15 protein-coding genes are annotated in these 16,158 nt (G+C 60.6%); 11 read left to right on the top strand and 4 right to left on the bottom strand.

Annotation, left to right across the window (positions count from 1 at the left end):
* Positions 1–570 (bottom strand): hypothetical protein, encoded by a 570-nt coding sequence (locus tag DXZ77_RS08900; protein WP_181816090.1) that lies wholly within the window; start codon positions 568–570, stop codon positions 1–3.
* A gap of 56 nt (positions 571–626) precedes the next feature.
* The gene (locus DXZ77_RS08895) at positions 627–1,841 is read right to left on the bottom strand and encodes a toxic anion resistance protein (RefSeq protein WP_115031507.1); all 1,215 of its coding nucleotides are present in this window, start codon (positions 1,839–1,841) and stop codon (positions 627–629) included.
* A gap of 387 nt (positions 1,842–2,228) precedes the next feature.
* On the opposite strand from DXZ77_RS08895, the gene DXZ77_RS08890 reads away from it, so the two are divergent.
* The 7 genes from DXZ77_RS08890 to DXZ77_RS08860 all read left to right on the top strand — a co-directional run bounded on the left by DXZ77_RS08890 (position 2,229) and on the right by DXZ77_RS08860 (position 9,629).
* Complete coding sequence (locus tag DXZ77_RS08890; protein WP_028326893.1) at positions 2,229–2,642, top strand: hypothetical protein; 414 nt, start codon at positions 2,229–2,231, stop codon at positions 2,640–2,642.
* Between the two features lie 220 nt (positions 2,643–2,862).
* The gene (locus tag DXZ77_RS08885; protein ID WP_115031505.1) at positions 2,863–3,630 is read left to right on the top strand and encodes a sensor histidine kinase; all 768 of its coding nucleotides are present in this window, start codon (positions 2,863–2,865) and stop codon (positions 3,628–3,630) included.
* On the top strand, positions 3,627–4,355 hold the full coding sequence (locus DXZ77_RS08880) for a response regulator transcription factor (protein WP_115031503.1): 729 nt from the start codon (positions 3,627–3,629) through the stop codon (positions 4,353–4,355). Before DXZ77_RS08885 ends, DXZ77_RS08880 begins: the two co-directional genes overlap by 4 nt.
* Positions 4,356–4,452: 97 nt before the next feature.
* Positions 4,453–5,826 carry an MFS transporter gene (locus DXZ77_RS08875; RefSeq protein ID WP_115031501.1) on the top strand — a complete coding sequence of 458 codons (1,374 nt, stop codon included), beginning with the start codon at positions 4,453–4,455 and terminating at the stop codon, positions 5,824–5,826.
* 73 nt (positions 5,827–5,899) lie between these two features.
* Entirely contained in the window at positions 5,900–6,949 is a 1,050-nt protein-coding gene (locus DXZ77_RS08870) for an extracellular solute-binding protein (protein WP_220181625.1), read from the top strand.
* Positions 6,946–8,505 (top strand): ABC transporter permease family protein, encoded by a 1,560-nt coding sequence (locus DXZ77_RS08865; protein ID WP_115031497.1) that lies wholly within the window; start codon positions 6,946–6,948, stop codon positions 8,503–8,505. The genes DXZ77_RS08870 and DXZ77_RS08865 overlap by 4 nt, the downstream gene beginning before the upstream one ends.
* Positions 8,502–9,629, top strand: coding sequence for an ABC transporter ATP-binding protein (locus tag DXZ77_RS08860; RefSeq protein ID WP_115031496.1), 1,128 nt, complete (start codon positions 8,502–8,504; stop codon positions 9,627–9,629). Before DXZ77_RS08865 ends, DXZ77_RS08860 begins: the two co-directional genes overlap by 4 nt.
* A 7-nt stretch (positions 9,630–9,636) precedes the next feature.
* Here DXZ77_RS08860 and argE read toward each other — a convergent pair whose 3' ends face one another.
* Positions 9,637–10,863 (bottom strand): acetylornithine deacetylase, encoded by a 1,227-nt coding sequence (argE, locus tag DXZ77_RS08855; protein WP_115031472.1) that lies wholly within the window; start codon positions 10,861–10,863, stop codon positions 9,637–9,639.
* A gap of 269 nt (positions 10,864–11,132) precedes the next feature.
* Here argE and DXZ77_RS08850 point away from each other — a divergent pair, with 269 nt between their 5' ends.
* The 4 genes from DXZ77_RS08850 (at position 11,133) to DXZ77_RS08835 (ending at position 15,508) form a co-directional block, all read left to right on the top strand.
* Positions 11,133–11,483 carry a FeoA family protein gene (locus tag DXZ77_RS08850; protein WP_258553238.1) on the top strand — a complete coding sequence of 117 codons (351 nt, stop codon included), beginning with the start codon at positions 11,133–11,135 and terminating at the stop codon, positions 11,481–11,483.
* Complete coding sequence (gene feoB, locus DXZ77_RS08845; RefSeq protein WP_115031471.1) at positions 11,480–13,441, top strand: ferrous iron transporter B; 1,962 nt, start codon at positions 11,480–11,482, stop codon at positions 13,439–13,441. Before DXZ77_RS08850 ends, feoB begins: the two co-directional genes overlap by 4 nt.
* Positions 13,438–13,998, top strand: coding sequence for a NifU family protein (locus tag DXZ77_RS12470; RefSeq protein ID WP_115031469.1), 561 nt, complete (start codon positions 13,438–13,440; stop codon positions 13,996–13,998). The genes feoB and DXZ77_RS12470 overlap by 4 nt, the downstream gene beginning before the upstream one ends.
* A 289-nt stretch (positions 13,999–14,287) precedes the next feature.
* Entirely contained in the window at positions 14,288–15,508 is a 1,221-nt protein-coding gene (locus tag DXZ77_RS08835; protein WP_115031467.1) for an AI-2E family transporter, read from the top strand.
* Positions 15,509–15,540: 32 nt separating this feature from the next.
* Here the strand turns inward: DXZ77_RS08835 and DXZ77_RS08830 are convergent, their stop codons facing one another.
* Positions 15,541–16,149, bottom strand: coding sequence for a CBS domain-containing protein (locus DXZ77_RS08830; protein WP_115031465.1), 609 nt, complete (start codon positions 16,147–16,149; stop codon positions 15,541–15,543).
* Positions 16,150–16,158 lie beyond the last annotated feature (9 nt).

Below are 16,158 nucleotides of genomic sequence, written 5' to 3'. Positions count from 1 at the left end.
TTACCTCGGGTTTTCGGGTGGGGGTTGTAGGCGGTCGGGGTCGCCGGTGGTTGGGGGCGGCGTGGGGGTGTTTTCGCTGAGGTTGAGGGCAGGTGTGGTGCTGCTGTGCCCGAATTTGTCGGCGAGGAATTGCCCGTGCGCGATGAGTGCGTTGGCGTCTTCGCGGTAGACGGCGTCGAAGATGTTGTCCATGGTGGCGCCGAGCAGGTCGAGTTGGTCGATGAGCACCATGAGGGAGGTGCGGCCGTTGTCGACGGGGCGGGTGTCGGCGAATCGTCGGGGCAGGCGCAGGTAGCCGTTGACGGCGTCGGGGAGGTAGTCGGTGGCGGTAGCCATAACGTTGTACACGGTGGCTGATCCAGCCCCGAGGGCATCGAGACGGGGGAGGGTGTCGCGTACTGCAGTGGTTACTCGCAGTACACGCGCGGTGACGGGGGAGGGGACTTCACCCGTGTTCACGAGTGCTTCGGTGGCTTCTAGAGCTTCCCGGAGCCGGTCGTTGCTGGGCGGGCCGGGGTGTGTTTCTTCTGGGGTGGGAGTGTCTTTGCGGCCGAATAGGTCAGCGAACACGGGTGGTCACCTCCTTGGGACGGGTTTGTGCGGATGCCTGTGGTGTGCCTGGGGTTTCAGGGGCGGGGGTTGGGGCCGCCGATGTTCAGTGTGCCGTTGTTGTGGCGTTCGTCGACTTTTTTGGCGCGGTCGAGGTAAGCGCGGGATTTGCTGACTTCACCTTCGAGGGTGCCGATGGTGGTAGCCATGTTGTCGAGCGCTTCCAGTTTGAACTGGTCGATGGCGTCCATGGTTTGGTAGATGTTCGCGAACGCGGCCTGTAGCTGGGGTAGGCCGATGGTGGAGCTGGCTGCTTGTTGCTGGATGGTGACGGAGTTGTCGCGCAGCATCTCGGACGTTGATTGGATGAGGTTGGAGGTGGTGGTGTTGAGCGCGGTGATTTGTTCTAGGACGAGCTTTTGGTTGTTAAGGGCTTGGGCGACGATGATCGCGGTGCGCAGGGCTGAGACGGTGGTGGTGCTGGCCCGGTCGACACCTTTGATGAGTTCGAGATTGTTTTTGATGACGATGTCGATGGCCAGGTAGTTCTGGATTGACACGGCCAGCTGGGTGAGTAGGTCTTGGTGTTTCTGCCGGATATAGAAGAGAACGTCTTCACGCATCGCTTTGGCGCGTTCGGGGTCGCTGACATCTAGTTCGGTGATTTGAGCTGAGACTCGTGCGTCGAGTTGTTCTGCGACGTAAACGTACTGGTTAAGCTTGCCCATGGATTCCCAGAGCTGGTTTTTTTCGACGTTGAGGGCGGCGTTGTCTTTGAGTAGTTCGTCTTGGCCGCTGCGTAGGGAGTGCAGGATGCCGTCGATGTGTTTCTGGGCGGATTCGTAGCGGCGGAAGTAATCGGTGATTTTCCCGCCCATCGGAATGAATCCGAGAAGTTTTTTACCGACGGAGGCTTTGCCGGGGTCGAGGTCTTCAACGGTGCGGCGTAGCTCAAACAGGGTGTTGGAGACTTTGGATTCTTTGCTGATTTCGCCGTCGTTGAGTGCTTTGACGGGGGTTTGGAGCAGACGGTTGCTGGATTCGGCGGCGCGGCGGATGTCGGCGTCGCCCATGCCTCGTACTTCGGCAGCGCGGGATTCGAATTCGGGTGATTTGGTTGCTGCGGCGTCCAACCCGCGCATGAACTCGTTGACTTTGTCGTCCAGGGCGGGGATAGCGCTCTCGGGGACTGCGGGGGCCATTTTGGGAGCGGAGGTGGCGGCAACGGGTTGTGGCGGTGCAGGGGCTTCCAGTTTGAGGACGGGCTCTGGTGGCTGCAACGGCGTCGTCATGGTCCTCCCCTGTTCCGGGCTGGTGGCCCGTGCGTGATGGCGTGGTAGGTGGGCCTAGCCATGTGGCTGGTTGTGCCAGTAGTTCAGCGGCTCCGGTGACCCACCGGGTTCACGTACAACTGTTCCATATCGTTCCCGTGTTGTGCTGATGCTGGTGGGGGTGGAAATACCACGTACTGCTGGGCCGACACGCCGAGGCCCGGTAACTGTGAACATCTCACACACAGCTAGGGTTCGGGTGCAGTGTGGTTGTTAGGCAGTTGATCTCGCAGGAAGCGGTAAATAAATCGAGGAGGTTTGCTGACTCAGAGACTTCGGTCGGGTGCCGATAGGTGCGCGTATTCACGCGGGACGTCGGGTCCCCGGACGGGTCGGGAAGAGGTTGACATGATGGGCAGCTTCGGGCTTTCCCCTCTGATACGGGCCGCAGCGGTGCAGGTCGGTGCCCCGGTGACAGGTGACGTGCGATGGTTCGATGCCAGCCCAGCAGAGTTGCGCGGATTGACTGAAACCGACAAAGAGCTCATCTATGTGGCAACAAGTGAGCGTATTCCTGATGACATTCCTGAAGAAGGCTTGCGGGTCAGCTTCTATGTGCTGCAAATTGCGATGGATCGCCTGGCCGGTCCTTTAAAAAACGGCGAAGACATCAGCGTCGAATACGCCGAGCACATTCACACGATGTACGAAGAAGGATGCCCGGACGGAAATCCGTTCTCGGGGGATCTTCTCGATATGACGTTAGCGTTCTTAGTGGGCCGCGAGTTGGGGCGACTCGGTCCGGACCACATGAACGTCTGACGGCCGCGAGGCCGGGTGCCTGAGGGGGCGCCTGACTGCCGCGGCGGCCGAGGCGCGGTGAGCGAGTGATGCGCTCACCGCGCCTCGTGCTGTTCCCGCAGGTTTGTATCGAGTCATCACCAAGCGACTTCACCTGCGCGCGGACAAAAATTCCGGACTAGTGCAGTCTGCGGCGGTATCGACGACATCCACCTGCCCACACGCCCGCTAGCGTGAGCAGGTGGATGTCGTCGGAGCCGTCATAGCAGGCGCAGCGCTCATCGGTGGCGTCGCCGTCGGCCGACTTTGGAAACCCCGCCGCCACCTGCACCCCGAACTGCCAGAACACCAAGTGCTCGCCCACGAAATTCGCACCCCCCTCTCCCTGGTCGAAGGCGCCACCGAACTGCTCGCCGAAACTCTCGACACAGAACAACTCACCCCCCAACAACGCAAACTTTTGGACACCATCCGCACCAACAGCGTCCGTGCTATCGGAGTAGCCGCCACCTTCCTCGTCTCCGCCCGCATGCACAGCGACGACTTCCGTCCAGACCTGCAACCCTGCGATGTACGCCTCCTACTACGCGAAACCGCTCAAGAACTGCGCGAAACCAGCGCCATTCCCATCGTCGTCGACGACCAAGGCGACCCACTGCACGTCCACGCAGACCCCGTACTTTTACGCCACGCGTTCTGGAACGTCATCAACAACGCCGCCCGCTACGCCGCTGAAACTAGCGACATCCGTGTCCACGCCCGCGCCGGCGAAAACAACGTCGTCATCACCGTCGCCGATCTCGGCCCCGGTATGAGCCGCCAACGCTGCCGCTCAGTCTTCGTACCCTTTGAGCAATACGAACCACGCGCCGGACTGCTCAGCGGAGCTGGCCTAGGCATGTCCATCACCCGCGACATCGTGAACGTCCACGGCGGACGCCTCCTCGTCGACTCCATCGCCCACCACGGCACATCCGTGCTTCTGACCCTGCCCCGGAGCCGTGCATGACACCAACACCCCGGTACGTACTCGCTATCGACGACGAACCCCAAGTCGCCCAAATCATCTCGTTCGCCCTCGAAAACGAAAACCTCGAAGTACTCACCGCCCACACCGCCCACGACGGCTGGTCACTATTCGAACGCCACGACTGCTGCCTAGTCATTCTCGACGTCATGCTCCCGGACTCCAACGGATACGACCTCTGCCGCCGCATCCGCAGCACCAAAGACATCCCCGTCATCATGCTCACCGCCCTAGGCGACACCGATGACCGCGTCACCGGCCTCGAAGCAGGCGCCGATGACCACCTCGCCAAACCCTTCTCACCCAAAGAACTCATCCTGCGTGTGCGAGCCATCATGCGCCGCTACGGACTAGCCACCACCCACACCGCCACCACCATCTGCTGCGGCCCCATCATCCTGGCCCCCGCCAGCCACGCCGTCCACGTCAACGGCACCCGCCTGGACGTCACCACCACCGAAAGCCGCCTACTCCAAGCACTCATCACCCGCCCAGAAGAAATCGTCCCCCTACGAGCCCTGCTCAACGAAGTATGGGAAACAAGCGCAACCCAAGGCGGACGCAACATGGTTAAATCCACCGCCTACCGACTCCGCCGCAAACTCGAAGCAGCTGGACTACCCGCCGAAATCATCACCGCCGTACGCGGAGCCGGATACGTCTTCACCCTCGAACCACTCACCCCTAACCCAACCCAAACTCGGTAACAAAACTGGCACCAACAGTTACCAACGCCCACTGCCGCCGTTACTCCCACAAGCGAAGAATCGTGACGTCACCCACGACCCGCACAAAGGAGTCCCCATGTTCACCTGGCTGCAGGCACCGCCGCCGGCCGCCCCACTCCCCACGGAGGCGGTTGCCTCCATGTACCGCCGCTACCGGTTCCAGGTGTTCATGGGGATTTTCCTCGGCTACGCCGGGTTCTACCTCATCCGTAACAACATCTCCACCATCGCGCCCCTCCTGCTCGACGAAGGCGGCGCCATCGACAAACCCGCCATCGGCATCATCGGCAACGCAGTACTCGTCAGCTACGGCCTGAGCAAATTCTTCAGCGCCATGATCTCCGACAGATCAAACGCCCGATACTTCCTACCCCTCGGGCTGGCCCTATCAGCACTCATGAACCTCGTCGTCGCGTTCGTGCCCTGGGTCACCGCCAGCGTCGGCCTCTTCGCCACCGTCATGTTCCTCAACGGCTGGTTCCAAGGCATGGGCTACCCACCCTGCGGACGCATCATCGTCCAATGGTTCAGCACCAGCGAACGCGGCTGGAAAGGCTCACTCTGGAACACCTCGCACAACCTCGGCGCAGGCGTCCTACCCGTACTCGTTGGCATTGGCCTAGGAGCCAGCGGCAAAAACTGGCAAGGCGCCTACTGGCTACCAGCCCTCGTCGCCCTGGCCGTCGCTGCCGTGGCCTTCTTCCTCATCCACGACAACCCACCGGCAGTCGGCCTACCCCCCATCGACGAATACCGCAACGACCCGGCAAAAGTCTCAGACACCACCGCCGAAGGCACCGAACGCATCTCCACCAAAGAGCTCGTCGTCACCCACATCCTTCGCAGCCGCATCATCATGCTGCTCGCCATCGCTAACGTTTTCGTCTACGCCCTGCGCTACGGCGTCCTGCACTGGATCACCACCTACCTATCCGAACACCACCACATGAGCATCGGATCAGGACTCGTCGGCTTCGCAGCCTTCGAACTAGCCGGACTGCTCGGCACCATCCTGTGCGGCTGGGTCTCAGACAAACTCCTCGGCACCAACCGATCCGCCACCGTCTCACTCTTCATGCTCGGCGCCGCAGCCTCCACCGCCGCCTACTGGCTAGCCCCAGTCGGCACCCCAGCCTGGGTACTCCTACTCTTCATCTCCCTCATCGGTGGGTTCATCTATGGCCCCGTCGCCCTTATCGGCCTCCAAGCCCTAGACCTATCCCCACGCAACATCGCCGGAACCGCCGCCGGATTCACCGGACTCTTCGGCTACCTCCTCGGCGCAACCCTGGCCTCCACCGGCGTTGGATTCCTCGTCAAATACGCAGGATGGGACGTCACCTTCATGACATTCCTGGCCTTCAACGTCCTGGTCCTAGCCATCTTCCAAGTGATCTGGCGCGAAGAAAAACGCCTCATGGCCGAACACACCGCCGCCACCACCGCTTAGCCTCATCGGCCACACCAATCACGGCGTGCAGGGAACAGCCCACAAGGCTCCCCTGCACGCCGTGATTGCTAAATTGACCGATCCAACTCACTGGGCCGGAAGGACAACAGTGCTCGCCAAATGGCTGCGCCTGGCCACCCTGTGCGCAGTGGCGGCCGTATCAATCATCTCCATGGGGCACACCCTCTTCCCGCCCCGCGCCGACCTAATCCTCATGTGCTCAAACGACACCCGCGTATGCGAGCAATGGCAAACCGGCCTCAAACGCGACCTCGGCCTCGACGTTCGATACGTCGCCCTACCCACCCAAGAAGCCCTCAAACGCCTCCAAACCAGCCACACACACCCCGAATTCGACCTCTGGGTAGGCGGTCCTTCCGAAAACTACCGATACGCAGCCGCCCAAGGGCTCCTCCTACCCATCACACCCCCACACGCCAGCGACCTACCCCCACAATTCCGCGACCAACACGGCCGCTGGTTCGGCGTATACGCCTCCGTCCTAGCCTTCTGCTCCGACCCCGACGCCCTCACCAAACTCCATGCCCCCACCCCGCACTCCTGGAAAGAACTCACTGCACCGCGCCGACCAGGCTGGATATCCATGCCTTCACCACTTTCCTCCGGCACCGGGTACGCAACACTGCTCACCCTCGACGCCGCAGGACTCTCCCGCACCGACATCACCCACCTACTCGGCAACGTCGAACGCTTCACCCGAGCAGGCAATGCACCCAGCGACATCGTCGCCCGCGGTGAAGCCGCCGTCGCCATCTCCTACGAGCCCTACTGCCACGGCAAAACCACCCGCACCGGCCGCCCCCTGACCATCACCCACCCCCGCGAAGGAACCAGCTACGAAATCGCCTCCGGCGGCGTCCTGACCGGAACCACCCACAAGACCCACGCCACCGCCGCCATGAACTGGCTCCTGTCACCCACCGGCCAACAAGCCGCACGCCAAGCTGGACTCGACCAAGCCCCCGTCAGCCAAGCAGCCCCCGGTCACATCGGACAACGCCTAACAACATCCCACCTACCCCTACTCACCCTGGACCCCAAACGCGCCGAAACCACTCGATCAGCCTGGATGGACTGGATCGCCAAACAAGTCTGGCCATGACACGAACCACCTACACTGCCCTGACCCTCACCGCCCTGACCGCCACCATCCTCACTATCACCGCCACCACCTCACCAACACGCCCCACCTGGTGGCCCATCCTCACCGCCCTGCTCGTATGCGCAGCAGCCTCCATCGCAGCCTGCGCCATCGGCGCTACCACTGCCATCTGCGCAACCATGCTCTCCAGCCGCGCCCAAACCCTCCTAGACGCCCTCTTCCTCTTCCAACTCACCGTCCCCCCATTCATCATCGGATCCCTCCTCAAACTGATCCTCGGCCGCACCAGCCCCCTAACGCACCTGTTACCCACCACCGAATTCACTGGCCCCACAGCTCTCATCCTCACCTACGCCATCGCCCTAACCCCACCAGCACACTTCGGCATTCGCGTAGCCCTACGCGGCATCACCGCCTCACACATCGACGCCGCCCGCGTCGCTGGCCTCTACGGACCACACCTACTCAAAATCGTTCTCGGGCACCGCCTTGCCCTAGCCACCCCATGCCTCATCGCCTTCCTGTTCTCCATCGCCATGTCCGACCCCGTCACCCCCACCCTTGTCGCCCCACGCCTACCCTTCGCCGCCAGTGAAATCTGGTTCCGTGCCCACGCCTTCGACCAAGCACACCTCGAAGCAGGCCAAGCCCTCCTCCTGGTCATCCCACACATCTGCGTCCTGGCCGCAGCGCTATGCACCTGCCGCCACCTACTCCTACGCAACCCAGAACTCCCCGAATCATTCCGCCTACACACCACCACCGCCGACTGGTCCCGCCCCGTGGGATCACACACCTGGATCCCCACCACCATCGTCACTATCGCCGCAACAACCAGCGCCACCCTCATCACCATCATGATCCTCATCGGTAGCCAATCCCGCGGCGGCCCAGCCATCACCGAAGTCGTCATCAACACAATGGGACTGGCCTTCCTCGTCCTCGCCCTCGCCCTCGCCCTCGCCTCACTTGCTCTTCACATCCGAAAACACCTCGGCCGCGCCTGGGGAAGGCACGCACGCCGCACCATCGATGCCTTCTTCCTCACCCTGCTCACCCTGCCCGGCGCAACAATCGGCACCGGCCTACGCCTAAGCATCCACACCCCCAACCCAACCCTCGGCAACTACACCGACACCCGCTTGGCCGGACTCCTCCTAGCCTGCCTACCCGCAGCCCTTGCCCTGACATACCTCCTCACCGTCATCATCGGCCCCGTACTCTCCCGCGACGACTACGAAATCGCACTCCTACAAGGCGTACGACCACTGGCTGCATTCATCGAAGTCGTCCTCCCCAGATCAACCAACATCGTCATCTGCGGCTTCCTCGTCGTCTTCTCCCAATGCGCCGCACTCGCAGCCCCCCTGCTGTGGGTAAGCCCACCAGACACCCCCCTAGTCATGCTGCGCCTGTTCAAACTCCTCGACGCCGCCGACTACCCCGACGCCTTCCGCATCTCAGCCACCGTCTCCATACTCGTGGCCACCCTCGCAGCAGCAATGCGCGCCACAATCCAACCCCACACCCCAACCCGCCCCAAAGGACGCCGATGACTCACCCCAACCACGACGTCCACGCCGGTGTCTCCATCCGCGGGCTCAACGTCCACACCGGAACAACACCACTACTGCACGACATCAACCTCGATGCCGAACCCGGCGAAATCGTCGTCATCCTCGGACGCTCCGGCGCCGGAAAATCAACACTCCTACGCGCCCTCAGCGGCCTGACCCCCGCCACCGGCTCCGTACGAATCGACGGCCGCGAAGTCAACGCACTACCACCACACCGCCGCCCCATCGCCATGATGCTCGACACCCCCTCTCTGTTCACCCACATGACTGTCCGCGACAACATCCGCCTCTCTCGCAGCCGACGCCTACGCACTGAACACAGCGTCGACGTCGCCATGCTCTCCCTAGGCATCGACCACCTAGCCAACCGGCACCCACACCGCCTATCCACCGGCCAACAACAAAAAGTCGCCCTCGCCCGCGCACTCGTACGCGTACCCACTGTCCTATGCCTCGACGAACCACTCGCCCACGTCGACACCTACGCATCCGGACAACTCAAAGCCGAAATCATCCACACACACCGACGCCTCGGATGCACAACCTTCTACGTCACCCACGACCTCGACGAAGCCTTCTCCGTCGCAGACCAAATGGTCTACCTCAGCGGCGGACGCATCATGCAAATAGGAACCCCCGCAGACCTACGCGAACGCCCCTCCACACTCGAAGTCGCCCGACACCTGCGAGCAAGCATCTTCTTACCTGCACACGGCACCATCACCCACGACCGATTCGGCGCCGCCACCGCACACGTATGCCTACTAGGCCAACACCTCAACGTCCCCGCCTGCGACACCCTCACCCCCGGCGCCCACGACCTCGTCGTCATCGGATACCCAGATAGCGCAACCGCCGAACCCACCGGTCGCCGAGCACGCCAACTCCTTGGCGCACTAGGACAAGTAACAGACAACATCTACATGGGCGCCTTCCACCACGTAGACGTCGAAACCATCGCCGGACGCATCACCGTCCACACCCAACCCGACTCCGACGCCGCCATGACAGCAGCCGGCGACGAAGTCGAAATCAACCTCGACGCCACCCGACTGTGGGCCTTACCAGCCGAAACCGCCACCCCACGACTCCCATCCAGCTAACCCCACTTCACTGCGTCATACGATGCAAAAGCGCATCAAAAAACTCCTCACACGCAGCAAGCTGAGAAACCTCAATCCACTCATCAGGCGTGTGCGCCTGCGCAATATCCCCCGGACCACACACAACCGCATCAGCACCCAACCCAGCAAACAACCCTGCCTCAGTGCCATACGTGACCTTGGGGCCAGGAACAACACCACCACACCCCCGCGCATACTCAGCAGCAACCCCACGTGGATCACTATCCAAAGCCGGCACCATCGCAAGAACCTCCACCTCCACATCCGCATCCGGATGCTCATGATTCATTCGCGCCCCGATACGCGCTGCCTCCGCCTTCACCTCACTGATCACCACCTCCGGGGAAATCTCCGGCAAACTACGAAACTCGAAAGTGATGAGGCACTCACCCGGAACAATGTTGCGCGCAGTACCACCAGCCAACATGTTCACCGACAATGTCGTGTGCGGAACCACATACGCATCATCAAACGGACCGTTACGCACCCAAGCATCAGCCAAACCCCGCAAATACAGCACAAGCTCAGCAGCATGCTCGATAGCGTTCACCCCCGCAGAAGGCAACGACGAATGCGCTGGCACCCCACGAAAGCGCACCTGCACCACACTCATCGACTTATGCGCCGTCACCACCTGCATACGCGTGGGCTCACCGACAAACACCACCCTAGGCACCAACCCCGCCCCAGGCAGCTGAGTAACTAAATGCTCAGCCCCCAAACACGCCAACTCCTCATCATAAGTCAACGCCACATGGAAAGGCTCATTCAGCGACGCCGCCGCGAACCGAGGAAGCGCCTCTAACACCACACCGATATAGCCCTTCATGTCGCACACGCCACGCCCATACAAACGCCCATCAGCCACCCGCACCGTGAACGGATCACAACTCCACGCTTGCCCGTCCACAGGCACCGTATCTGTGTGTCCAGAAACCATCACTCCACCATCGGTGCGGCCGTATCGGTCCGGCACCGTCACCACCACGTTGGCTTTCTCCTGCGCGGGAGCAGGGAAAATACGCGGAGTTAGGCCTAGGCGTTCGCATTCAGTGACGACAGCGGTGATGAGTTCGAGGTTGCTGTTTCGGCTAGTGGTGTCGTAGGAGACGAGGCGGCGAATCCAGTCCAAGCAGCGCAGCTTTGGTTCGGCGAAGGAGTCGGTGAGTTGCCGATGACCCGGTTGCTCTGCGAAGGAAGGTGATTCGCTCATGCACACGTGTATACCCGATGCGTGTCAGCAAGTTTGAAATGCGCGCCACACGGACATTAGTAGATGTATTTGTTTGAAGCTTAACGATTTTCGTAATTTCCTGACGTGAATCAGTTTTATGCATCGCGTATATCTGTTGAAAAAAATCACCTGAGTTTATTCAGAGAAACAGATACACATCTGTTGCACCGCCCCTGACCAGCAAATAAGGTGAGGCTCACTTAATGCCGGGCTACATGTTCCGGCCTGTGTTGTGTCGGAGGAATCCCGTGTCTGCAGTTGCTGAACAGCTGTCCCGGCGTACTTTATCTATCCCAAAATCCGCGAAATCCGCTGAAAGAGAAGTGGATTCAGTACCCACAACAGTGCAGCCGCTCCGTGGGTTGCCCCTAGGAGCCACCGCCCACATCACAGGATTCAGCAACTCACTGGCACCCCAAGTAGCCCGCCGTCTCCTCGACCTCGGATTTACCCCCGGCCTGGACATCACCCCTGTTCGCTGCGCCCCCCTGCATGACCCTGTCATCTACCGAGTTGGGGGAATAGAGATAGCGCTGCGCGCTCGTGAATCAGTCGCCATCCTGATCGACACCGCTTCCAGCACGGTGGCCCAGGCATGAAAAGCCACTGCGAAAAAACCCCACACAACACACCCGCCGCTGAAGCAAACGCGACCCGCATCGCCCTTATCGGCGCTCCCAACTCGGGAAAAACCACCCTATTTAACGCGATTACAGGACTACACGCCAGAACAGGTAACTATCCAGGCGTCACCGTTGCTAAATACGAAGGCACTGTCCGAGGCCTTGGACGCACCGTCGTTATCGAAGACCTTCCTGGCACGTACTCGCTCGATCCGATCAGCCCAGATGAACAAATTGTCTCTCAGGTTCTGGATCCAGCAGACACCACGATTGCTACCCCCGATGCACTACTAGTCATTCTGGATGCCACGACGCTGCGCCGTTCTCTTGGACTGCTCGCACAAGCAATGGCTACTGGCCTACCAGTTACAGCTGTGGTGACCTTTACTGACGAGGTCCAGCGTCGCAACGGAAACCTCAACATCGACGACTTACAACGCGCCCTGGGGATTCCGGCGGTAGCTGTCGTTGCTGGTGGTAACGGCATTAAAAAGCTGCGCACGCACTTAGAAAATCCCACTGCTTGGGTTCTCCCGTCCTTACCGCCGCCGTTGGAGCCTTCCGAAGGTGCATCCTGGGCAGAGTCAGTCCTAAATGCCTGCGGCTACCACGCCCCGGAACAAGATGTACGAACCCGCCGCATCGATGCACTGCTGCTGCACCCCATCTTGGGAACACTCGTGTTCGCCACGGTGATGTTCTCCTTCTTCCAGGTCATTTTTTCTGTGGCCACACCTTTGCAAGACATGGTTGAAGAGGCCTTCGGCGTGATGGGGGAGTGGGCTGGAACCCATATCTCATCAACATGGTTTGCCTCGTTTGGCAAAGACGCTTTGATCGGTGGGGTTGGTGGTGTGGCAGTTTTCTTGCCACAAATTGCTCTGCTCTTTCTTATGGTGTCGATCCTTGAATCGGTTGGATACTTATCTCGGGCCGCGTTCCTCATGGACCGTCTCATGGCTCGTACTGGCCTAGAAGGGCGAGCTTTTGTAGCTCTGTTGAGTTCTTTTGCCTGCGCGATCCCCGGAATGATGGCCACCCGTACGCTGCCCAGTGCGCGAGATCGCATCGCGACCATGATGGTGGCCCCGCTTATGACGTGTTCAGCACGGCTTCCGGTTTATGTGTTGCTGATCGGAATGCTCGTTCCTGATGACAGCAGAGTGGGTCCTTTCGGCATGCAGGGCCTGGTCATGTTTGCTTTGTATGTGTTGGGTGCAGTTTCAGCGATGCTTGCCGCGTTCGTCATTCAAAAGCTCACCGGCCGTGATGAGCCTGTCTTGCCGTTCTATATGGAGATTCCGCCGTATCGGGTTCCGAAGCTGAGCACGGTTGCGTTGGCGGTCTGGGAGGCGTGCGCGGCATTCGTGCGGAAAGTGACCACAGTGATTTTGGCGGTCACGATCGTGCTGTGGTTGCTGCTTAATCTTCCGGTTCGTGGCTTGCTGGAGATGCAGTCCGCTGGTGTTGACATCAGCGATGAGGCTGCAGTGTCGCAGTACACGTTGGATCACTCTGCTGCGGCCACGGTTGGTAAGGCAATTGAGCCTGTTTTCGCACCGCTGGGCTTTGACTGGCGGATCAATGTGGGTGTGGTGGCTTCTTTGGCTGCGCGGGAAGTGTTCGTGGCGACGTTGGGGCAGATCGCTGCTGCTTCAGATCCGGAAGAACCCGCGACTGCTTTGGAGCGGATGACTGTTTCGCAGGTGGACAGAGCCACGGGGAAAACGGTGGAACGCCGGTTGTTCGATGCTCCGACAACAGCAGCTCTCCTGGTGTTTTTTGTGTACGCGTTGCAATGCATGTCCACGGTGGTGGTGATGCGTCGTGAATCCAACACCTGGAAGTGGCCAGTGATTGCGTTTGGGTACATGTTTGTGCTCGCGTGGGTGGCGGCGTTCATCACACGGTCTGTGGTGGGGGTGTTCGTGTGACGGGGCAGGTCAAGCTGGTTCCGATGCATCCAGAGGCGACTGCAGATCCGGATGTGTTGCGCTGGATAGTCCCTGTGGGTGTGCTTCCGTTCGTGGGGTTAGTGGCTGCAGCTCCGGGGCTCTTGCAAGAGCGTGTGGCTCGCGGGCAAGTAGAGATTGAGTTGCGTCCTACTGCGATGGTGGTGCGTCTTGTGCCCCCGGCCTCCTGGCGTAGTGAGGGTGCTGCGGTGCGTTCAGAGCTTGCTGCGGCGTTACATGACCCTTCTGGGTGGGTGATGGCGCAGGAGTCAGGTGGGGTGTCGAGTAGCCCGAGCGCTGTTCTTGATGATGAGCTTGCTCATGCTGTGCGTGAGGCGATTGCGGGGAGGGCTGGTGAGTATGTGCGTTCTCATGGTGGCCAGGTGGAGCTCGTCGATGTCGTTGGGGGAGAGGTGTTGTTGCGGTTGAGTGGAGCGTGTGGTCAGTGTGCTGCTTCGACGTTCACTTTGCAGCGACATTTTGAGGCTGAGTTGAGGGCGGTGGCGCCGGGGGTAGTGCGGGTGCGTCAGGTGTTGTGAGGAGTTTTTTTGGGGTGGGTTTAGGGGTTTTGGTTGGTGTTGCCGATGGGGTGTGAAACAACGCGGCGTCGTTGTGCGTAGTTATTCCGTGCCTGTCGTGGTGATGGGTTGTTTGGTGTGTGGCCCTGTTGTAGGTGGGGTGGCGTGCCGAGCACGTGAGTGTGGCGTGATGTGCGCAGCATTCTCGACACACTGGTCGGCTCAGGCTCTGCGTTCGTCGGTGGGGTGGGCCTACGCTTTCGAGTTGTGGGGATGAGCCCGCGCAGGCTCTAGAGGGAAAGGCGCCAGGATGGCGGATGAGACGTTGGGTCGTAAGTTACGTGCCGGTCGGGCACGCTCTGGTGCTGCGCCTGCGTGGGTGGATGTGTTGCGTGAGATTCCTCGGGAGGGGACGCATGGTGGGCCGGTGCCGAGGGGGTTGAAGATTGCCGCGGCGTGGTCGTGGCGGTTGCTGCTTATTGGTGCGTTGGTATTTGTTGTTGTTAAGACGTTGTCATTGGTTCCGCTGGTGACGATTCCGTTTGTGTGTGCCTTGTTGTTGGCGGCGGTGTTGACGCCGGTGCAGCGGTGGTTGCATGAGTCGTTGCGGGTGCCACATACGTTGGCAGCTTTTTTGGCGGTGCTTATTGGGGTGACGTCGATTGGCGTGGTTTTCACGTTCGTGGTGGGGCAGATTCGTAGCAATGCGCCGGTGTTGGCGGATGGGTTTATTACGTTCGTTAATGATGCGGCGTGGTGGGCGCAGCATGGGCCGTTGAAGGTGGATAGGGCTCAGGTTGATCGGTTGTCGGCTGAGCTTGTGGCGTTGCTTTCGCGTAATCAAGAGGTGTTGTTGAGTGGGGCGTTGGCGACGTTGTCGACGGTGGGGCATTTGGTTGCTGGTGGTTTGTTGTTGCTGCTGTCGACGTTTTTTATGTTGCGTGACGGTGAGTTGTTGTGGGGTTGGGTGTTGTCGTTGTTGCCGGCGCGGGCGCGGCGTCGGGCTGATGTGGTGGGGCGTATGGGGTGGCATACGTTAGGTGGGTTTATGCGGGGGCAGACGATTATTGCGTTCCTGCACGCGAGCACGCTTTTTATTGTGTTGATTCTGTTGGATGTGCCGATGGCGTTGGCGTTGTCGGTGTTGATTTTTTTGGGGTCGTATGTGCCGTTGGTAGGCATGACGGTGGCCGGTGTTTTGTGTGTGCTGGTGGGGTTGGTTGAGGGTGGTGTGGGGGCTGCTGTTGTTTTGGCGCTGGTCATTGTGGTGTTGGTGCAGTTGGAGGCGCATTTGTTGCAGCCGTTGATCATGGCTCATCACGTGGAGGTGCATCCGTTGGCGGTGGCGATGGCTGTGTTGGCGGGGACGAGTTTGGGTGGGATTGCTGGGGCGTTGTTTGCTGTGCCGTTGGTGGCGTTTGCGAATGTGACGATGCGGGCGTTGGCACAGACGCGTTCGGATGAGGCTGGTTTGGTTGGTGAAGCTGGGGGTGTAGCTGAACGGCCCACTCCTGCAGGAGAGAGGTCCTGAGGGTGGGCCGTTGGGGGTGGGGCGTGGTTGGTTTAGGCGGTGGTGATGGAGACTTTGCGGACGCCGGCGGCGGCGCGGGCGACGGCGAGGGCTTGTTGTGCTTCTTCGGCGTTGCCGTTGCCGGTGAGGGTGACGATGCCGCGCTGGACGGTGGGGTGCCAGTCGTAGAGGCCTTCGTCGGCGAGGTCGGCGGTGAGGTCGTTGAGGAGTTCTTCGTCGGGGCGGAAGAGAGCTTCGATGACGTCGCTGCGGCTGACGATGCCGATGATGCGCTCGTTGCGTAGTACGGGTACGGAGCGGATGTTGCGGGTGGAGACGTGGGCGGCGATGTGGGCGACGTCTTCGTCTTCGTAGGTGGTGAGGACGTCGGTGGTCATGAGGGGGTCGATGATTTCGGTTTGGGTGATGTCGGAGATTTCGGCGAGTTTTTCGTGGGGTTGCTCGCCCATGTCTTCGGCGCGGTTGGGCATGATTGCGCGTAGTAGGTCTAGCTCGCTGATGATGCCGCATAGTGCGCCTGTTTCGTCGATGACGGGTAGGGCGGTGACGTGGTGGGTGGCGAGCAGCTCCAGTGCGTCTTGGAGGCTGGCGCCGCGTTGCACGGTGATAGCGGGGGCGGACATGATCTCGCGAACGCGCATGGTGTCTCC

The organism is Dermatophilus congolensis (genome assembly GCF_900447215.1).
Lineage (GTDB): Bacteria > Actinomycetota > Actinomycetes > Actinomycetales > Dermatophilaceae > Dermatophilus > Dermatophilus congolensis_A.
Note: the sequence above shows the minus strand (reverse complement) of the source record. Positions and strands in the feature narration are given on the sequence as shown.

What these genes read in the sequence shown, in the direction of transcription:
- DXZ77_RS08895 (WP_115031507.1), bottom strand. Translation starts at nt 1,841, where the DNA reads ATGACGACGCCGTTGCAGCCACCAGAGCCCGTCCTCAAACTGGAAGCC.
- DXZ77_RS08890 (WP_028326893.1), top strand. Translation starts at nt 2,229, where the DNA reads ATGATGGGCAGCTTCGGGCTTTCCCCTCTGATACGGGCCGCAGCGGTG.
- DXZ77_RS08880 (WP_115031503.1), top strand. Translation starts at nt 3,627, where the DNA reads ATGACACCAACACCCCGGTACGTACTCGCTATCGACGACGAACCCCAA.
- DXZ77_RS08875 (WP_115031501.1), top strand. Translation starts at nt 4,453, where the DNA reads ATGTTCACCTGGCTGCAGGCACCGCCGCCGGCCGCCCCACTCCCCACG.
- DXZ77_RS08865 (WP_115031497.1), top strand. Translation starts at nt 6,946, where the DNA reads ATGACACGAACCACCTACACTGCCCTGACCCTCACCGCCCTGACCGCC.
- DXZ77_RS08860 (WP_115031496.1), top strand. Translation starts at nt 8,502, where the DNA reads ATGACTCACCCCAACCACGACGTCCACGCCGGTGTCTCCATCCGCGGG.
- argE (WP_115031472.1), bottom strand. Translation starts at nt 10,863, where the DNA reads ATGAGCGAATCACCTTCCTTCGCAGAGCAACCGGGTCATCGGCAACTC.
- feoB (WP_115031471.1), top strand. Translation starts at nt 11,480, where the DNA reads ATGAAAAGCCACTGCGAAAAAACCCCACACAACACACCCGCCGCTGAA.
- DXZ77_RS08835 (WP_115031467.1), top strand. Translation starts at nt 14,288, where the DNA reads ATGGCGGATGAGACGTTGGGTCGTAAGTTACGTGCCGGTCGGGCACGC.
- DXZ77_RS08830 (WP_115031465.1), bottom strand. Translation starts at nt 16,149, where the DNA reads ATGCGCGTTCGCGAGATCATGTCCGCCCCCGCTATCACCGTGCAACGC.